The 14,990-nt window shown below is 59.3% G+C and carries 14 protein-coding genes; 3 read left to right on the top strand and 11 right to left on the bottom strand.

Translation table 11 applies throughout. From position 1 onward, the window contains the following. Nucleotides 1-60 precede the first annotated feature (60 nt). Together BK658_RS22700 and BK658_RS22695 are read left to right on the top strand one after the other, a co-directional pair. On the top strand, nt 61-297 hold the full coding sequence (locus tag BK658_RS22700; RefSeq protein WP_019693207.1) for a DUF3820 family protein: 237 nt from the start codon (nt 61-63) through the stop codon (nt 295-297). Between the two features lie 21 nt (nt 298-318). Beyond that, on the top strand, nt 319-1,500 hold the full coding sequence (locus BK658_RS22695; protein WP_123584261.1) for an aminotransferase class V-fold PLP-dependent enzyme: 1,182 nt from the start codon (nt 319-321) through the stop codon (nt 1,498-1,500). Between the two features lie 38 nt (nt 1,501-1,538). On the opposite strand, the gene BK658_RS22690 is transcribed toward BK658_RS22695, so the two are convergent. From BK658_RS22690 to zwf, 4 genes are all read right to left on the bottom strand, one after another. Continuing rightward, entirely contained in the window at nt 1,539-2,264 is a 726-nt protein-coding gene (locus BK658_RS22690) for an intradiol ring-cleavage dioxygenase (RefSeq protein ID WP_123584260.1), read from the bottom strand. 189 nt (nt 2,265-2,453) lie between these two features. Continuing rightward, the gene (locus tag BK658_RS22685; RefSeq protein WP_123584259.1) at nt 2,454-3,119 is read right to left on the bottom strand and encodes a bifunctional 4-hydroxy-2-oxoglutarate aldolase/2-dehydro-3-deoxy-phosphogluconate aldolase; all 666 of its coding nucleotides are present in this window, start codon (nt 3,117-3,119) and stop codon (nt 2,454-2,456) included. A 17-nt stretch (nt 3,120-3,136) separates the two neighbouring features. After that, nucleotides 3,137-3,850 carry a 6-phosphogluconolactonase gene (gene pgl, locus BK658_RS22680; protein ID WP_123584258.1) on the bottom strand — a complete coding sequence of 238 codons (714 nt, stop codon included), beginning with the start codon at nt 3,848-3,850 and terminating at the stop codon, nt 3,137-3,139. Then, nucleotides 3,837-5,306, bottom strand: a complete 1,470-nt coding sequence (gene zwf / locus BK658_RS22675; RefSeq protein ID WP_123584257.1) for a glucose-6-phosphate dehydrogenase — start codon at nt 5,304-5,306, stop codon at nt 3,837-3,839. Before zwf ends, pgl begins: the two co-directional genes overlap by 14 nt. A 206-nt stretch (nt 5,307-5,512) precedes the next feature. Between zwf and BK658_RS22670 the strand changes: the two genes are divergently transcribed. Beyond that, nucleotides 5,513-6,373 (top strand): MurR/RpiR family transcriptional regulator, encoded by an 861-nt coding sequence (locus BK658_RS22670; RefSeq protein WP_173859948.1) that lies wholly within the window; start codon nt 5,513-5,515, stop codon nt 6,371-6,373. A gap of 189 nt (nt 6,374-6,562) precedes the next feature. Here the strand turns inward: BK658_RS22670 and BK658_RS22665 are convergent, their stop codons facing one another. From BK658_RS22665 to BK658_RS22630, 7 genes are all read right to left on the bottom strand, one after another. Beyond that, entirely contained in the window at nt 6,563-7,417 is an 855-nt protein-coding gene (locus BK658_RS22665; RefSeq protein ID WP_123584256.1) for a D-hexose-6-phosphate mutarotase, read from the bottom strand. Between the two features lie 128 nt (nt 7,418-7,545). Next, nucleotides 7,546-8,892 (bottom strand): carbohydrate porin, encoded by a 1,347-nt coding sequence (locus BK658_RS22660; RefSeq protein ID WP_123584255.1) that lies wholly within the window; start codon nt 8,890-8,892, stop codon nt 7,546-7,548. A gap of 193 nt (nt 8,893-9,085) precedes the next feature. Then, the gene (locus BK658_RS22650) at nt 9,086-10,246 is read right to left on the bottom strand and encodes an ABC transporter ATP-binding protein (protein WP_123584253.1); all 1,161 of its coding nucleotides are present in this window, start codon (nt 10,244-10,246) and stop codon (nt 9,086-9,088) included. A 3-nt stretch (nt 10,247-10,249) separates the two neighbouring features. Continuing rightward, nucleotides 10,250-11,095, bottom strand: a complete 846-nt coding sequence (locus tag BK658_RS22645; protein ID WP_054593683.1) for a carbohydrate ABC transporter permease — start codon at nt 11,093-11,095, stop codon at nt 10,250-10,252. Beyond that, nucleotides 11,088-11,996: a carbohydrate ABC transporter permease gene (locus BK658_RS22640; protein ID WP_019693218.1), complete on the bottom strand. Its 909-nt coding sequence runs from the start codon at nt 11,994-11,996 to the stop codon at nt 11,088-11,090. The genes BK658_RS22645 and BK658_RS22640 overlap by 8 nt, the downstream gene beginning before the upstream one ends. Before the next feature lie 155 nt (nt 11,997-12,151). Next, the gene (locus tag BK658_RS22635; protein WP_123584252.1) at nt 12,152-13,459 is read right to left on the bottom strand and encodes an ABC transporter substrate-binding protein; all 1,308 of its coding nucleotides are present in this window, start codon (nt 13,457-13,459) and stop codon (nt 12,152-12,154) included. Between the two features lie 117 nt (nt 13,460-13,576). Beyond that, complete coding sequence (locus BK658_RS22630; protein ID WP_123584251.1) at nt 13,577-14,836, bottom strand: D-mannose isomerase; 1,260 nt, start codon at nt 14,834-14,836, stop codon at nt 13,577-13,579. Nucleotides 14,837-14,990: the final 154 nt, after the last annotated feature.

Genomic DNA, 14,990 nt, shown 5'->3' with positions numbered 1-14,990 from the left:
ATTGGCCTGCATGCAGAATGCCTGTATTTTCCAGACTGTTTGAATCAAGACGACCGATCGATGAATCCCGAAAAGCTTGAACTGCTGGTCACCCGCGAAATGCCGTTTGGCAAATACAAGGGACGTATCATTGCCGACCTGCCCGGCCAATACCTGAACTGGTTCGCCCGCGAGGGTTTCCCCCACGGTGAACTGGGTGGCTTGCTGGCCCTGATGCAGGAAATCGATCACAACGGCCTGTCCGACTTGCTCGACCCGCTGCGCGCCAAACATGGCAAACCCAAGCCACGCCACTGAACCACGGAACGAGTCGCCGCCATGCCCGAAAACACTCGCCGCGCCCTTGATGAAGCATTTTGGCAGACATTCGCCGACCGCTATGAGGTCCAGCCAGGTCCGATCAATCTGGAGAACGGTTACTTCGGACGCATGTCGCGCACCGTGGTCGAGGAGTACCAGCGCAACATCGAATTCATCAACCGCAGCAACTCGGTGCATGTGCGCCAGCGTTTCGAAAAACTCGAAAGCGTGGAAATACACGGGCAACTAGCCGGGCTCTTGCAGGTACCCGCCGAAGCGGTGGCCCTGACACGCAACGCCTCGGACGCGCTGCAATCACTGATTCGCAACTACAACGGCTTACAGCCGGGCGATCAGGTACTGCTGTGCGATCTGGAATACGACACGGTCAAAAGTGCGATGCGCTGGCTGGCTCGCCATCGCGGCATCGAAGTGATCGAGATCGAGCATGCTCATCCCGCCAGCTTCGAGATGTTGGTAGCGACCTACCGCGAGGCGTTCGTGCGTTATCCACGGCTCAAGTTGATGGCGCTGACCCACGTCACCCATCGCACCGGCCTGGTGATGCCGGTCAAGGCGATTGCCGCCGCGGCCAAAGAGCACGGGATCGACGTGATCCTCGACGGTGCCCACGCCCTCGGCCAGATCGAATTCAACCTCGATGAACTGGGCATCTCTTTTGCCGGCTACAACCTGCACAAATGGATCGGTGCACCGTTGACCCTGGGGTTCATCTACATCGCACCACAGCGTCTGGTCGATATTGATCCAGACATGGGCGAGTTTCACTTTCCGCTCACTGACATCCGCTCGCGCACGCCTTACAGCACGCCAAATATTCCGGCGTTACTGACCTTGCCGCTGGTGTTCGAAGAACATCATTCCATTGGTGGCGCGGCCGCCAAGGGTGCACGGCTTAACTATCTGCGCAATCTGTGGGTCGAGGCTGTTCGCGACGTACAGGGCATTGAAGTCATGACCCCGGATGATCCGCGCCTGTATTGCGGCATCACCTCGATGCGTTTCACCCGGCATGCCGACCAGCAAGCGATGGTCGACCGCCTGCTCAACGACTACAACCTGTTCACCGTGGTCCGCAACGGTTCGGCGTGCGGCAGCTGTATTCGCATTACACCGGGCCTGACCAACACCTCACAGGAAATGCATTGGCTGGCTCAGGCCCTGATCGAACTGAGTTGAGACGATGAACACCGGGTGTTGACGGCAAACCTCGGTGTTCACACGGTATAGATATCGAAGTCTTCAGGCTTGATCTGCGCAGACATCGCGCGCTTGTCGATCCCGATGGTCAACTGCCCGAAATAACCGTCTTCCCAGGAATCACGGGCAATGGTGTGGATTTTCAGTATCGAGTCTTCCCCATGCATTTGGGTAAAAAGCTCATCCTGATCATTGCGCAGCGGCGAAATGCTCCGCCCGCTGTAGTCTTTGGCATTCAGCACCGAACGTGACGCCACCTCGGGAAGGTACAGCTGGCCGACCCAGGCAACATGCCGCGCCTCCAGGTGATTGCTGCCGGTAACGATTCGAACGACAACATGGATGTGCACGCTGCGCCCTGCATAAAACCCCGGATAAATCGTGGTAAACCTGACGGTGCCTTTGCGATCGGTGAATTGCCCACCGCGCAAATAGGTGTCGTCATCGGTACGTGGAACCGAGCCGATATCGCCGACATCGACCTCTTTATCCGGATTGATCTTGCTCCAGCCCGAATAGGCCCCTCGCGCATTGCATTGCCAGATATCCACCAGGGCATCCGTCACCGGTTCGCAGGTGCTGACGTCGACAAGGCTCAGTTTGAGCAGCAAGGGAATACCGCTGGCACCTTCACTGATGTTCCTTCGAATCAGCCTGGGGTTTCTGAAGTACGGGCCGGCAATCTGTTCGGGAGCCAATAAACAGACTGGCCCGGTTGCCTTGGTTGTTGCGTGTTCTTCCATGAGTCGCTTCCTCCATAAGTTGCTCGAAGGATAGAGAAATCTCTGGGGTGGGTTGCGGTAACTATGTATGCCGCTGAAGGGCAGCCACTTTTCTACAGGCAAAAAAAAACGGCGCACTGACCAAGTGCGCCGTAAAGCCGTAGAACACAACTACAACGATTCTGCGTAAAAAAGATCCAGTAAAACCAATCAGTCCAGCAGAGCCAGCGCCTCGGCGGTGCACTCCTGGATACGTGCCCAGTCGCCATTTTTGATCCACTCCGGATCAAGCATCCAGCTACCGCCAACGCACATCACGTTTTTCAGTGCCATGTAACTCTTGATGTTGGCAGGGCCAACACCGCCAGTCGGGCAGAAGCGCACTTCGCCGAACGGGCCGCCAAGGGCCTTGATCGCTGCCACGCCACCGCTGACTTCCGCCGGAAACAACTTGAAGCGGCGATAGCCCAGGGCGTAGCCCTCCATGATCCCCGAGGCGTTGCTGATACCCGGCAACAATGGAATCGGACTGGCAACGCTGGCTTCCAGCAAATCGCGGGTAATGCCCGGCGTCACGATGAACTGCGAACCGGCGGCTTCAGCGGCGGCCAGCATGTTGCGATCGAGCACGGTGCCGGCACCGGTGACCAGTTCCGGACGCTGCTCACGCAGAATCTGGATGGCCTTGAGGCCGAACTGCGAACGCAGGGTGACTTCCAGGGCCGTCAATCCACCTGCGGCTAGGGCATCGGCCAGTGGCAGAATGTCTTGCTCACGGGCAATGGTGATCACCGGAAGAATCCGCGCCTTGACGCAGAGGCTGTCGATCAGGGCAACTTTGTCCGCCATGGAAACGGTCGGTTGAGTGTTTGTCATAGCGGCTGATCCTTGGTTCATGGGCACCAGTAAATCTCTAACGTGGGTTGCAGAAACGCACGAATCGGCATTGCGGCGACATCGTCACCGGCCAGTGCGGCACTCAGGGTGGTCAACTTGGACTGACCGGAAATCGATAGCACAGTGAACTTTGCCGAGGCCAGCAGTGCACGACTCATGGTCAGGCGCTGATGCGGCACCGTCGGCGCCAGCATCGGCCAGCAACGGCGCGTGCCGTCGGGCCGCAAGGCTTCGGCGAGGTTCGGGCTGTTGGGGAACAACGAGGCGGTGTGACCGTCGTCGCCCATCCCCAGCACCAGCGCGTCGATTGCCGGCAATTCGGCGAGCAAGCGATCGGCCTGCTCGGCAGCCTGTTCAAGGTTGGCAGTGGCGCTGTAGAGGTTAAGAAACTTTGCCTTGGCCGCCGGGCCTTGCAACAAGTAACGCTTGAGCAGACCGGCATTGCTGTCGGCGTGCTCCACCGGTACCCAGCGCTCGTCGGCCAGGGTCACCACGACTTTGGACCAGTCCAGCGCCTGCTTGGCCAGATGCTGGAAAAACGCCACCGGGCTGCGTCCGCCGGACACTACCAGCGTCGCGGCGCCTCGGGCATCGATAGCGTCACTGAGTTGCTTGGCCACCTTCAGTGCCAGGCCTTCGGCCAGCAACACCGGGCTGCGGAACTCATGAGCGCTGACGCCCTGAGGCAGTTTGAATTCAGATATCGCCATACCACGACCTCCCGTCCCGCGTGATCAGTGCAATGGAACTCATCGGTCCCCAGGAGCCCGCCGCATACGGCTTGGGCGCATCACCGGACTTCTTCCACCCGGCGATCAACTGGTCACACCACTTCCACGCAGCTTCGATTTCATCTTTACGGACAAACAGGTTCTGATTGCCGCGCATCACTTCCAGCAACAACCGTTCGTAGGCATCGGGAATCCGCGCGCTGCGATAGGTATCGGAAAAATTCAGCTGCAACGGACCGCTGCGCAGCTGCATGCCCTTGTCCAGGCCCTGTTCTTTGGTCATCACGCGCAAGGAAATACCTTCGTCCGGTTGCAGGCGAATGATCAGCTTGTTGCTGATCTGCAAGCGCTGCTCGGGAGCGAAGATGTAGTGCGACGGTTCCTTGAAGTGGATGACGATCTGCGACAGTTTCTGCGGCATGCGTTTACCGGTACGCAGGTAAAACGGCACGCCCGCCCAACGCCAGTTTCGGATGTCGGCACGCAGGGCGACGAAGGTTTCGGTGTCGCTCTGGGTGTTGGAGTTTTCTTCCTCCAGGTAGCCCGGCACCGACTTGCCTTCGTTGTGACCGGCGATGTACTGGCCGCGCACCACCTGGGTGGTCAGGCCTTCCGGACTGATCGGCGCCAGCGCCTTGAGCACTTTGACTTTCTCGTCACGGATGCTGTCGGCCGAAAGATCCGCTGGCGGGTCCATGGCGATCAGGCACAGCAACTGCAACAGGTGGTTCTGAATCATGTCGCGCAGTTGGCCGGCCTTGTCGAAGTAGCCCCAACGGCCCTCGATCCCGACCTTCTCGGCGACGGTGATTTCCACGTGGGAAATGTAGTTCTGGTTCCACTGGGTTTCGAACAGGCTGTTGGCGAAACGCAGGGCGATCAGGTTCTGAACCGTCTCTTTGCCCAGGTAGTGGTCGATGCGGTAAGTGCGGTTTTCCGGGAAGTAACGCGCCACGGCGTCGTTGACCTTGCGTGACGACTCAAGGTCCGAACCGATCGGCTTTTCCAGCACCACCCGGGTGTTTTCGGCCAGGCCGACCTTCGCCAGGTTCTCGCAAATCGCGCCGTACACCGCAGCGGGCGTCGCGAAGTAGGCAATCATCCGCTGCGCCGTGCCGGCCAGTTCGGCCAGGGCGACGTAGTCGTCAGACTTGAGGAAGTCGACATGCAGGTACGTCAGGCGTGCCAGGAAGCGTTCGACCACGGCTTCGTCGAGTTCCTTTTCCTCGACGTAATGGCGCAGCTCACTGGCAATAAAGGCCAGATGCTCTTGCTCGCTGCCCGATTCACGGGCCAGTGCGATAATGCGCGTGTCTTCGTGCAACAGACCGGCGCCATCGAGTTGGTACAAGGCAGGAAACAGCTTGCGCAGGGCCAGATCGCCGAGGGCGCCGAACAAGGCAAAGGTGCACGGTTCAACCGTAATCGAAGGCATGATGTTTGTTCTTTTATCAAGTTAAGCTACAAATACCTTTTTTTAAGGCATCGCTCAAGGAAAAATGTAGTAATAACCACAACATTTTTCCAAAATACACATTCCAAGTGGTGGTCGGTCGGGGCCACCAGTAGGATAGGTCACCATTATGGGCCGCTTCACAGGCCCAATCTGCATAGCCGACCTAAGGAACATGAATGGACCGCGTGCGAAATTTACTGGAACAGATCCAGAATCGCCTTGCAGACCTGAACAAGGCCGAGCGCAAGGTCGCCGAAGTCATCCTGCTCAACCCACAGCAGGCCACTCGCTTCAGTATTGCCGCCCTCGCCCAGGCCGCCTCGGTCAGCGAGCCGACGGTCAACCGTTTCTGCCGTTCGTTCGGTGTCAGCGGCTACCCGGAACTCAAACTGCAACTGGCCCAAAGCCTGGCCAGCGGCGCGGCCTATGTCAGCCGCGCAGTGGAAGCCGACGACAACCCGGAAGCCTACACCCAGAAGATCTTTGGCAGCGCCATCGCATCGCTGGACAGCGCCTGCCAGGCACTGGACCCGAACCTGATCAGCCGCGCCGTGGATTTGCTGATCCAGGCCCGGCAGATCCACTTCTTCGGCCTCGGTGCGTCAGCCCCGGTGGCGCTGGATGCGCAGCACAAGTTCTTCCGCTTCAACCTGGCGGTCACCGCCCATGCCGACGTGCTGATGCAGCGGATGATTGCCTCGGTGGCCCACACGGGCGAACTGTTCGTGATCATCTCCTACACCGGACGCACCCGCGAACTGGTTGAGGTGGCGCGCATTGCCCGTGAGAACGGCGCCTCGGTGCTGGGTCTGACGGCCGAGGGTTCGCCACTGGCCAAGGCCAGCACCTTGAGCCTGAACATCCCCCTGCCGGAAGACACCGACATCTACATGCCGATGACGTCGCGAATCATCCAGCTGACCGTGCTCGACGTGCTCGCCACCGGCATGACCCTGCGCCGCGGCGTCGACTTCCAGCCGCACCTGCGCAAGATCAAGGAAAGCCTTAACGCCAGCCGGTATCCGATTGGGGATGAGTTCAGCTGACGTTTGTCCAAGCCGAGTGCCCACTTGTGGCGAGGGGGCTTGCCCCCGTTGGGCTGCAAAGCAGCCCAAAAACCAGCCAACTCGGTAGTTCAGGTAAACCGTATCTACCGGTTTACGACTGCTGCGCAGCCGAACGGGGCGGTGCGGCGTTCCGACAAGCCCCCTCGCCACAGGGTTTGTGTACCACCTCTACACTCCCATCCGCGCCTGCAAACTCAAATGCGCCCGCTCCCCCGGTGCCAGGCTCAGGCTATCGGTGCCTCCGCAGGCTGCCTCTACGCAGACAAACTCCGAGACCTCATTCCAGCTCACTCCCAGCAGCGGCCGTGACCCGGGATGCCAGACCACGGTGTCAGCGCTGTCGCCGGTGTCGATGCACAGCTGGCGCTGCCATGCGTGGTCCTTGAGCTGTAACTCGCCCTCGTGCTGGAACACCCGCTGACAGCCGCCCTCCACCCGCAACTCGCCCTTTTGCTCGCAAAACTCGCGCTTGAGCTGGTCATAACCTTGCGCGCCATCGAGTCCAGACAGCGCTATCTCAGCAACGTCGCCAATACGCCAATAGGCGTGCAATGCATGGCTCAGCTGGCACGGCAGACTGTCCTGATGCTCGGTACTCAGGCGCAAATCCATGCGATCACCCAAGTGCGCATGCAGGTCCACCTGCCAGTCACACAACTGCAATTGCCAATGCAGGCGCACGCCGTCGTCATCGGTGCTGCTGTCGATCAGTTTCCAGTCGATCAGCCGTGCCCAACCATGGGACGGCCAGGCATTTTCGCTCGGATGACGGCCATACCACGGCCAGCACACCGGTACGCCACCGCGAATCGCCCCGACCTGCGGCCACTTCGCCGCGCACCAGAGCCAGGGTTTTTGGCCCGAGGGCTGGAAGTGCAGCAACTGCGCACCCTGACGACTGAACACCGCCTGACACAGCGGATGGTCGATCACCAGCACCTCACGCTGCTGATAGCGCTCCCAGGCGAACACCGGGCGCTCGCGCAGGGATTTGAAGAAGCGTTGTAGCGGATGCTCAAGCATGTGCCACGGTCCTGAAAATCATTGCCATACCAATAGGAGCTACAGGGGTTGCGCAGCCCCAAAAAAAAGCGGACAGCCTTGGCCGTCCGCAAAAATGCGCACATGGAGAGGAGCTTATCGCAGCTGCGTTAGAACACCGACTGAATTTTCAAACCGGCGACCAGCGCGTTGTCGACTTCATCAACACCACCCGGGTGAGTGACGTATTGCAGGTTAGGACGCACAGTCAGCCAGTTGGTAACGTGGAAACCGTAGTTGATCTCGTAGTTGTACTCGGTGGAACGCAGTGGCGAGAACAGCGGATTGTCGTAGTCACTGACACCATTGGCGGCGTTGAGCAACTCGGCGTTTTTCTTCACGTCATCGTTGACATGGATACGGGCAAAACCGATGCCGACGTCATCTTTTGGGCGTGCATCGAATGGGCCCTTGTACACAAACATCAGCGACTGGTAGTTGTCGACAACGTTGGTGTCCTTGTCGTGGAAAGTGGCGTTGGCCGCGACGTTCAGACCGCGAGAAGCGTCACCGTTGTGGCTGGTGAGCTGTTGCTGCGCAACGAACCAGTAGCCGTGCTTGCTATCGTGGCTGCGGAAGGCGTTGCCTGTGGTCGCTGCATCATTGCCATTGTCGTCTTTACGGACGTCATTGGCGTCGGCAGTGCTTTTGTAGTAACCCACGCGGTATTCGCCCGGCAGGTTGTTGACCTTCGGCGACCAGACCAGTTCGACCGGCAAGACGGTGCCCTTGGTACCACTGCCGCTGAGCTTGAAGCCGTTACCGTGTTCCAGTTGCGATGGGTTCTGGTTGTACGCGCCGATCTGCGCATATAACTCAGGCGTGATGTTGTACTTCACGCGAACCGCCGCCTGCATGACCGGCCAGTTGAACCAGATACCGGTCGCCCAGTTACCCGCTTGGGAGCCGCAGAACGCCAGGTTCTGGAACTCGCACGGGAAGGTGTTGAAGTCTTCGCCTTCGCCGAAATAACCGGCTTTGACGTCCAGCTTACCGTCGAGGAACTGGTGCTGGACCCACAATTGGGTCAGACGGACCATATGGCCACGGCCGTAGACTTCCTGGGAGGAGCTCAAGGTGCCGGCACGCGGGTCGCCGACACGGTCATTGGAGATGTTCTGACCGTTACGGTTGGTGAGCTGGATCTTGGCCTGGGTGTTGTCCCAGCCCCACAGCTTTTGCAGGTCCAGCGCCACGCCCAGGCCAAACTGGTCGGCGTAACGTGCGGTCTTGTCGTGGTTGTAGCCGCCGTGGAGGTTGGCGCCCACTTCACCGACGTAATCCGCCTTGATGTCGATACCTTGTTCGATCAGCTTGGTCCGCTCGCCCCCCCAGTCACCCGTCATCCACTTGGAGTCGGCGCTGAATGCATCATCTGCGTGTACGTTACCGGCCATGGTCAGCACCGCAACAGCTGACAATTGGCAGATAAGCTGAGCGTTGTTCTTCTTTTTCATCCCTACATCCTCGTCTTTATTGTTATTAACTGTTTTTATCTAACGCGGTTTACAGCGGTTGCGACGGATGTCCCCATCCGCCACATATCCCCCTGTGGGAGCGAGCTTGCTCGCGATAGCGGTGTTTCAGTCGACATCAATGTTGAATGTCAGATAGCCATCGCGAGCAAGCTCGCTCCCACATTTTTGATCTTCAGCGCCCTTTGAACTGCGCGACGTTGGCGCTGTGAGTCCCGGTTTGCGCTTGACCGGCCCTCCCCAGGCGTTCGCCCGTCTTGGCATCGAACAGCAGCACTTTCGATGGATCGAATTGCAGGGTCAGGGTCTCGCCAACGGCCGGTGCAACATCCGGCGCCAGACGGCAGCAGACTTTGGTTTCGTTCAAATTGACGAACACCAACGTATCGGGACCGGTTGGCTCGGTAACCTGGACTTCAGCGCGAATGGTCGGCAAACCATTGGCCTCGCCGTTCGCCAGGACGATCTGCTCCGGGCGCATGCCGAGGATCACTTCGCGGTCCTCAAGACCTGCATCCTGCATGCCCAGCGGCAGCTCGCAACGCGCCTGGCCGCTGTCGAGCAACGCCAGCAGACGGCCGTCCTTGCGCTGCAAACGCAGCGGGATGAAGTTCATCGGTGGCGAACCGATGAAGCTGGCGACGAAGAGGTTGGCCGGGTCGTTGTAGATCTGCTTCGGCGTGCCGAACTGCTGAATGATCCCGTCCTTCATCACCGCCACTTTGTCGCCCAGGGTCATGGCCTCGATCTGGTCGTGAGTCACGTAGACCGTGGTGGTTTTCAGGCGCTGGTGCATCAGTTTCATTTCGGTGCGCATCTCGACCCGCAGCTTGGCGTCGAGGTTGGACAGCGGTTCGTCGAACAGATAAATCTTCGGCCGCCGCGCCAGCGCACGGCCCATGGCCACACGCTGTTGTTGACCACCAGAGAGCTGGCCGGGCTTGCGGCTGAGCAGGTGTTCGATTTGCAGCAGCTTGGCGACCCGTGCCACTTCTTCGTCGATTTCAGCCGCCGGCATCTTGCGGATCTTCAGGCCGAAGGCGATGTTGTCGCGCACGCTCATGGTCGGGTACAGCGCGTAGGACTGGAACACCATGGCGATGTCGCGATCCTTGGGGCTCATGCCGCTGATGTCAGCGTCGTCCACCAGAATTGCCCCGCCGCTGATGTTTTCCAGTCCCGCGATGCAGTTCATCAAGGTCGACTTGCCGCAACCGGACGGGCCGACGAGGATCAGGAATTCACCGTCATCGATCTTCAATTCGATGTTTTTCAGGGTGTCCGGCAAGCCGCTGCCGTAGGTTTTGTTGACGTTGCGTAATTCGAGAGTTGCCATGTTCTACCCCTTGACCGCGCCGGACGTCAGCCCACGCAGGAAATACTTGCCAGCGAATATGTAGACCAGCAGTGTCGGCAGCCCGGCGATCATCGCCGCCGCCATATCAACGTTGTATTCCTTGACCCCGGTGCTGGTGTTGACCAGGTTGTTCAGGGCCACGGTGATTGGCTGGGCATCGCCACTGGCGAAGACCACACCGAACAGGAAGTCATTCCAGATCTGGGTGAACTGCCAGATCAGGCAGACCATCACGATCGGAATCGACATCGGCAGCAGGATCTTCCCGAAGATCGTGAAGAAGCCCGCGCCATCCAGCCGCGCCGCCTTGACCAGCGCATCCGGAATGCTCACGTAGTAGTTACGGAAGAACAGCGTGGTGAACGCCAGCCCGTAGACGATGTGCACCAGCACCAGCCCTGTGGTGGTGTTGGCCAGGCCGAGTTTGCCGACGGTGAACGAGGCTGGCAGCAGCACGGTCTGGAACGGCAGGAAGCAGCCGAACAACAGCAGGCCGAAGAACAACTGCGAACCACGGAAGCGCCACATCGACAGCACGTAGCCGTTCATTGCACCGATGAAGGTCGAGATCAGCACTGCCGGCACGGTGATTTTCACCGAGTTCCAGAAGTAGCCGCCTACCACGTCCCAGGCCTTGATCCAGCCAATGCCATCAATCACTTGCGGCCAGCTCAAGAGGTTGCCGGTGCGGATGTCTTCCGGGGATTTGAAGCTGGTCAGCAACATCACCACCAGCGGAATCAGGTACACCGCAGCGGCCAGCAACAAGGTCGCGTAGATTGCAATGCGGCTAAAGCTCAAGGCCGGTTTGCCAAGTTGATTACTCATGGCGTTTGCCTCGCAGTTCGGAGTACAGGTACGGCACCAGAATCGCCAGGATCGCGCCGAGCATCATCATTGCGCTCGCCGAACCGATGCCCATCTGGCCACGGCTGAAGGTGAAGGAATACATGAACATCGCCGGCAAGTCGGAGGAATAACCCGGACCGCCCGCCGTCATCGCCGCCACCAGGTCGAAGCTCTTGATCGCGATGTGTGCGAGGATCATGAAGGCGCTGAAAAACACCGGACGCAGGCTTGGCAGGACGATCTTCAAATAGATGGTCGGCAGGCTCGCACCGTCGACTTGCGCCGCACGGATGATCGACTGATCGACACCGCGCAGGCCGGCCAAAAACATCGCCATCACAAACCCGGAGGCTTGCCATACCGCGGCGATCACCAGGCAGTAAACCACGCGATCCTGATCCACCAGCCAGTCCAGGCGAAAGCCTTCCCAGCCCCAGTCACGCAGCATCTTGTCCAGGCCCAGGCCTGGGTTGAGCAGCCATTTCCAGGCAGTACCGGTGACGATCATCGACAGCGCCATCGGGTACAGGTAGATGGTGCGGATGAAGCCTTCCTTGCGAATGCGCTGATCGAGCAGCACCGCCAGAAACACCCCGAGCACCAAGCTGATGCCGATGAACATGCCGCCGAAGACCGCGAGGTTCTTGCTCGCGACCCACCAGCGGTCGTTCTCCATCAACCGGACGTATTGCTGCAGGCCGACCCACTTGTAGCTCGGCATGAAGCTGGAATTGGTGAAGGACAAAACGAATGTCCAGATGATGTAACCGTAAAAGCCAACCAGGACGATCAGCATGCTCGGCGCCAAAACCAGTTTGGGAAGCCAGCGCTGCAGTGCGTCGAACGGTGAGGCTTTGCTGAAAACCGCCACAGAGCTCATCGGGATAATCCAGGTGAAGAGAAGTGAATGCGCACAGTGCCCCCTTGCGGGAGTGGGCCTGCTCGCGATAGCGGTACAACAGTCGACATCTCTATTGAATGTCAGTCAGCTATCGCGAGCAGGCTCGCTCCCACAGGGTCATGCGGCGTCAGGGACTACTGGGCGGCTTTGATGGCCGATGCCAGTTGGGCGCTGGCCTTGGCCGGGTCAGCGCTCTTGTCGTTCATGAAGTTGGTCACCACATCGAAGATCGCGCCTTGCACAGCCAGGGAGGTGGCCATGTTGTGCGCCATGCTCGGTTGCAGGCCGCCGGTCTTCTCGTCTGCCAGGAAGTCTTTGGCCGACGCCTGGGCGCAGGAGTCGAAGCCCGACGCGCTCATGTCATTGAGCATGTCGGTGCGCACCGGGATCGAACCTTTGTTGATGCTGAAGACCTTCTGGAAGTCTTTACCCAGCGCGACCTTGGCCAGGTCCTGCTGAGCGGCGATATCGCCGGTGCGATCAGCCTTGAGCTTGAACACGGCGAGGGAGTCGATGTTGTAGGTGAAGGCTTTTTCGGTGCCCGGGAACGGCACGCACTCATAGTCCTTGCCCGCTACCTTGTGGGCGGCGGTCCATTCGCTCTTGGCCCAGTCACCCATCATCTGCATGCCAGCCTTGCCGTTGATCACGTCGGCGGCAGCGATGTTCCAGTCACGGCCCGCGCGGTTGGGGTCCATGTAGCCGGTGAGTTTTTTCAGCTCGGTGAAGGATTTGACCATTTCCGGGCCGGACAGGGTTTTCTGGTCCAGATCGACCAGGGCTTTCTTGTAGCCCTCAGGGCCCATGACCGAGAGCACCACGTCCTCAAACACGGTGCTGTCCTGCCAAGGCTGACCACCGTGGGCCAGGGCAATGAAGCCGGCAGCCTTCAGTTTTTCGCCAGCGGCATAGAATTCTTCAAGGGTGGTCGGGGCTTTTTCGATACCGGCTTTCTTGAAGACGGCCGGGTTGATCCACAGCCAGTTAACGCGGTGAATGTTCACCGGAACCGCGACGTAATCGCCTTGGTACTTGACGGTGTCGGAGACTTTCTTCGAGAGCAGGCCATCCCAGTTTTCAGCTTTGGACACGCCTTTCAGCGCATCGGTGCTGAGCAGGCCAGTGCTGCCCCACTCCTGGATATCCGGACCTTTGATTTGCGCTACACCTGGCGGGTTACCCGCTACGGCGCGGCTTTTGAGTACGGTCATAGCTGTAGCGCCACCGCCGCCGGCGACCGCACCGTCCTTCCAGGTGAAGCCGTCTTTTTCGACTTGAGCCTTGAGGACATCGACCGCTGCTTTTTCACCACCCGAAGTCCACCAGTGCACGACTTCCACGGAACCTTTGGAATCGGCGGCAAGTGCGCTAAGAGGAAATGCAGTCAGGGGAAACAGCGTGGCAAGAGAAACGACAGTGGCGAGGCGAGAAATCGCATTCATCTAGCAGTACCTTTCTTGTTGTTATGCATGCAAGTCTGGTGCTTGCGCTGCAAACGAGTTTAAACAGCGTAGGTCGCTTGGCAGGTAACGAAGCGACGGCAAAATGTCACTGCATGGTTACATAAGTACCGAGACAGAGCCTTGAGCCAACGCACTGGCCATGCTCGGTGCCAGCGGCAAGCGTGGAATCAGCACCGCTTGCCAGGCGTGATAGAGGTCTGGCTTACCGCCCCAGATCTCGGCACTTGGGCAGTTTTGCGGGTCGAGTTCGTGGTGCCAGCTGCCGTGAATTCGGTCGATCAAACAGCGGTCGCTGAACTCCCAGAAACGCCGGTACCAGGTTTCGTACTGCGCCTCACCGGTGCGTTTGAGCAAGGCACTGGCGGCGGCACTGGCTTCGCAGTGAACCCAGTGCAAACGCTGGCGCACGACGGGGCGGTTGTCCCAGTCGAGGGTGTAGACAATGCCTGGCGCGCCATCGACGCGCCATCCGTGAAGGCAGTTGTTGGCGAAGAGTTGTTGCGCGTCGCTCACCAGCCAACCGGGGGTCAACATGCCGGCCTGCCCGCGTGCAGCCTCCAGGTGCAGCAGCAGCCGTGACCATTCAAAACCATGGCCCGGCGTGGTGCCGTACGGTCGGAAGTGGTCAGCCGGATTGGCTTGGTTGTAGTCGCGCAACGGTTGCCAATCACGATCAAAATGCTCGACCACCAAATGGTCGTTGACCGCTGCGTGCCGGTGAATCACCCGCTCGACAATTCGCAGGGCACGGTTCAACCAACGGCTGTCCTGTGCGACATCGGCCAGCGCGAGAAAGGCTTCGGTGGCGTGCATGTTGCTGTTGGCACCGCGATAGGGTTCCTCTTCGCTCCAGTCGCGATTAAAGGATTCGCGCATCGCGCCCTCCTCCTCGCTCCAGAAATGCTGCTCGATGATGGCGATGGCATCGCTGAGCAAGGCATCTGCTCCAGGCCTTTGGGCAACCACCGCAGAACTCGCCGCGAGTGCCACGAAAGCATGCAGGTAAGCGGCTTTGCCGGTATCACCATCACGGTGATCGGGCACCGCAAACCAGCCACCGAATTCGGCGTCACGCAACGGGCCATTCAGGGCATTGATGCCGTGATCCACCAGTTCGGCAAACCCCGGCAAGCCCTGAATGTGAGCCAGGGCGAAGCTGTGGGTCATGCGGGCGGTGTTCATGGTGTGGGCCTGGGCGGCGGCCGGTAATTGGCCGTGTTCGTCCAGGTTGCCGAAGCCTTCAGGCAGCTTCGATGCCTTGGCGAAAGCCAGCAGGCGCAAGCCTTCGTCGGCCAGCCATCGCTGATGGGCAGGCGCGTTCAGCCAACTGCTGAAGGCAGGTTGGAGGGTGTTCATGGAGTACCTTTTTTTGTTGTTATGACTGAGGGGAGTCTAAACAACAGGCGGTGACGGGCAGGTAACGAAGGGGCCCGTGTGTGTCACTGACTTGTGACACTGATCGTTCCCACGCTCTGCGTGGGAATGCCTCTAGGGACGCTCTGCGTCCAGT

The sequence above is a fragment of the Pseudomonas brassicacearum genome (assembly GCF_003732175.1).
Lineage (GTDB): Bacteria > Pseudomonadota > Gammaproteobacteria > Pseudomonadales > Pseudomonadaceae > Aquipseudomonas > Aquipseudomonas brassicacearum_G.
The sequence above is the reverse complement of the archived record's forward strand: the minus strand, read 5'-3'. Positions and strand labels throughout refer to the sequence as shown.

What these genes read in the sequence shown, in the direction of transcription:
- BK658_RS22700 (WP_019693207.1), top strand. Translation starts at nt 61, where the DNA reads ATGAATCCCGAAAAGCTTGAACTGCTGGTCACCCGCGAAATGCCGTTT.
- BK658_RS22695 (WP_123584261.1), top strand. Translation starts at nt 319, where the DNA reads ATGCCCGAAAACACTCGCCGCGCCCTTGATGAAGCATTTTGGCAGACA.
- BK658_RS22690 (WP_123584260.1), bottom strand. Translation starts at nt 2,264, where the DNA reads ATGGAAGAACACGCAACAACCAAGGCAACCGGGCCAGTCTGTTTATTG.
- BK658_RS22685 (WP_123584259.1), bottom strand. Translation starts at nt 3,119, where the DNA reads ATGACAAACACTCAACCGACCGTTTCCATGGCGGACAAAGTTGCCCTG.
- pgl (WP_123584258.1), bottom strand. Translation starts at nt 3,850, where the DNA reads ATGGCGATATCTGAATTCAAACTGCCTCAGGGCGTCAGCGCTCATGAG.
- zwf (WP_123584257.1), bottom strand. Translation starts at nt 5,306, where the DNA reads ATGCCTTCGATTACGGTTGAACCGTGCACCTTTGCCTTGTTCGGCGCC.
- BK658_RS22665 (WP_123584256.1), bottom strand. Translation starts at nt 7,417, where the DNA reads ATGCTTGAGCATCCGCTACAACGCTTCTTCAAATCCCTGCGCGAGCGC.
- BK658_RS22660 (WP_123584255.1), bottom strand. Translation starts at nt 8,892, where the DNA reads ATGAAAAAGAAGAACAACGCTCAGCTTATCTGCCAATTGTCAGCTGTT.
- BK658_RS22650 (WP_123584253.1), bottom strand. Translation starts at nt 10,246, where the DNA reads ATGGCAACTCTCGAATTACGCAACGTCAACAAAACCTACGGCAGCGGC.
- BK658_RS22645 (WP_054593683.1), bottom strand. Translation starts at nt 11,095, where the DNA reads ATGAGTAATCAACTTGGCAAACCGGCCTTGAGCTTTAGCCGCATTGCA.
- BK658_RS22640 (WP_019693218.1), bottom strand. Translation starts at nt 11,996, where the DNA reads ATGAGCTCTGTGGCGGTTTTCAGCAAAGCCTCACCGTTCGACGCACTG.
- BK658_RS22635 (WP_123584252.1), bottom strand. Translation starts at nt 13,459, where the DNA reads ATGAATGCGATTTCTCGCCTCGCCACTGTCGTTTCTCTTGCCACGCTG.
- BK658_RS22630 (WP_123584251.1), bottom strand. Translation starts at nt 14,836, where the DNA reads ATGAACACCCTCCAACCTGCCTTCAGCAGTTGGCTGAACGCGCCTGCC.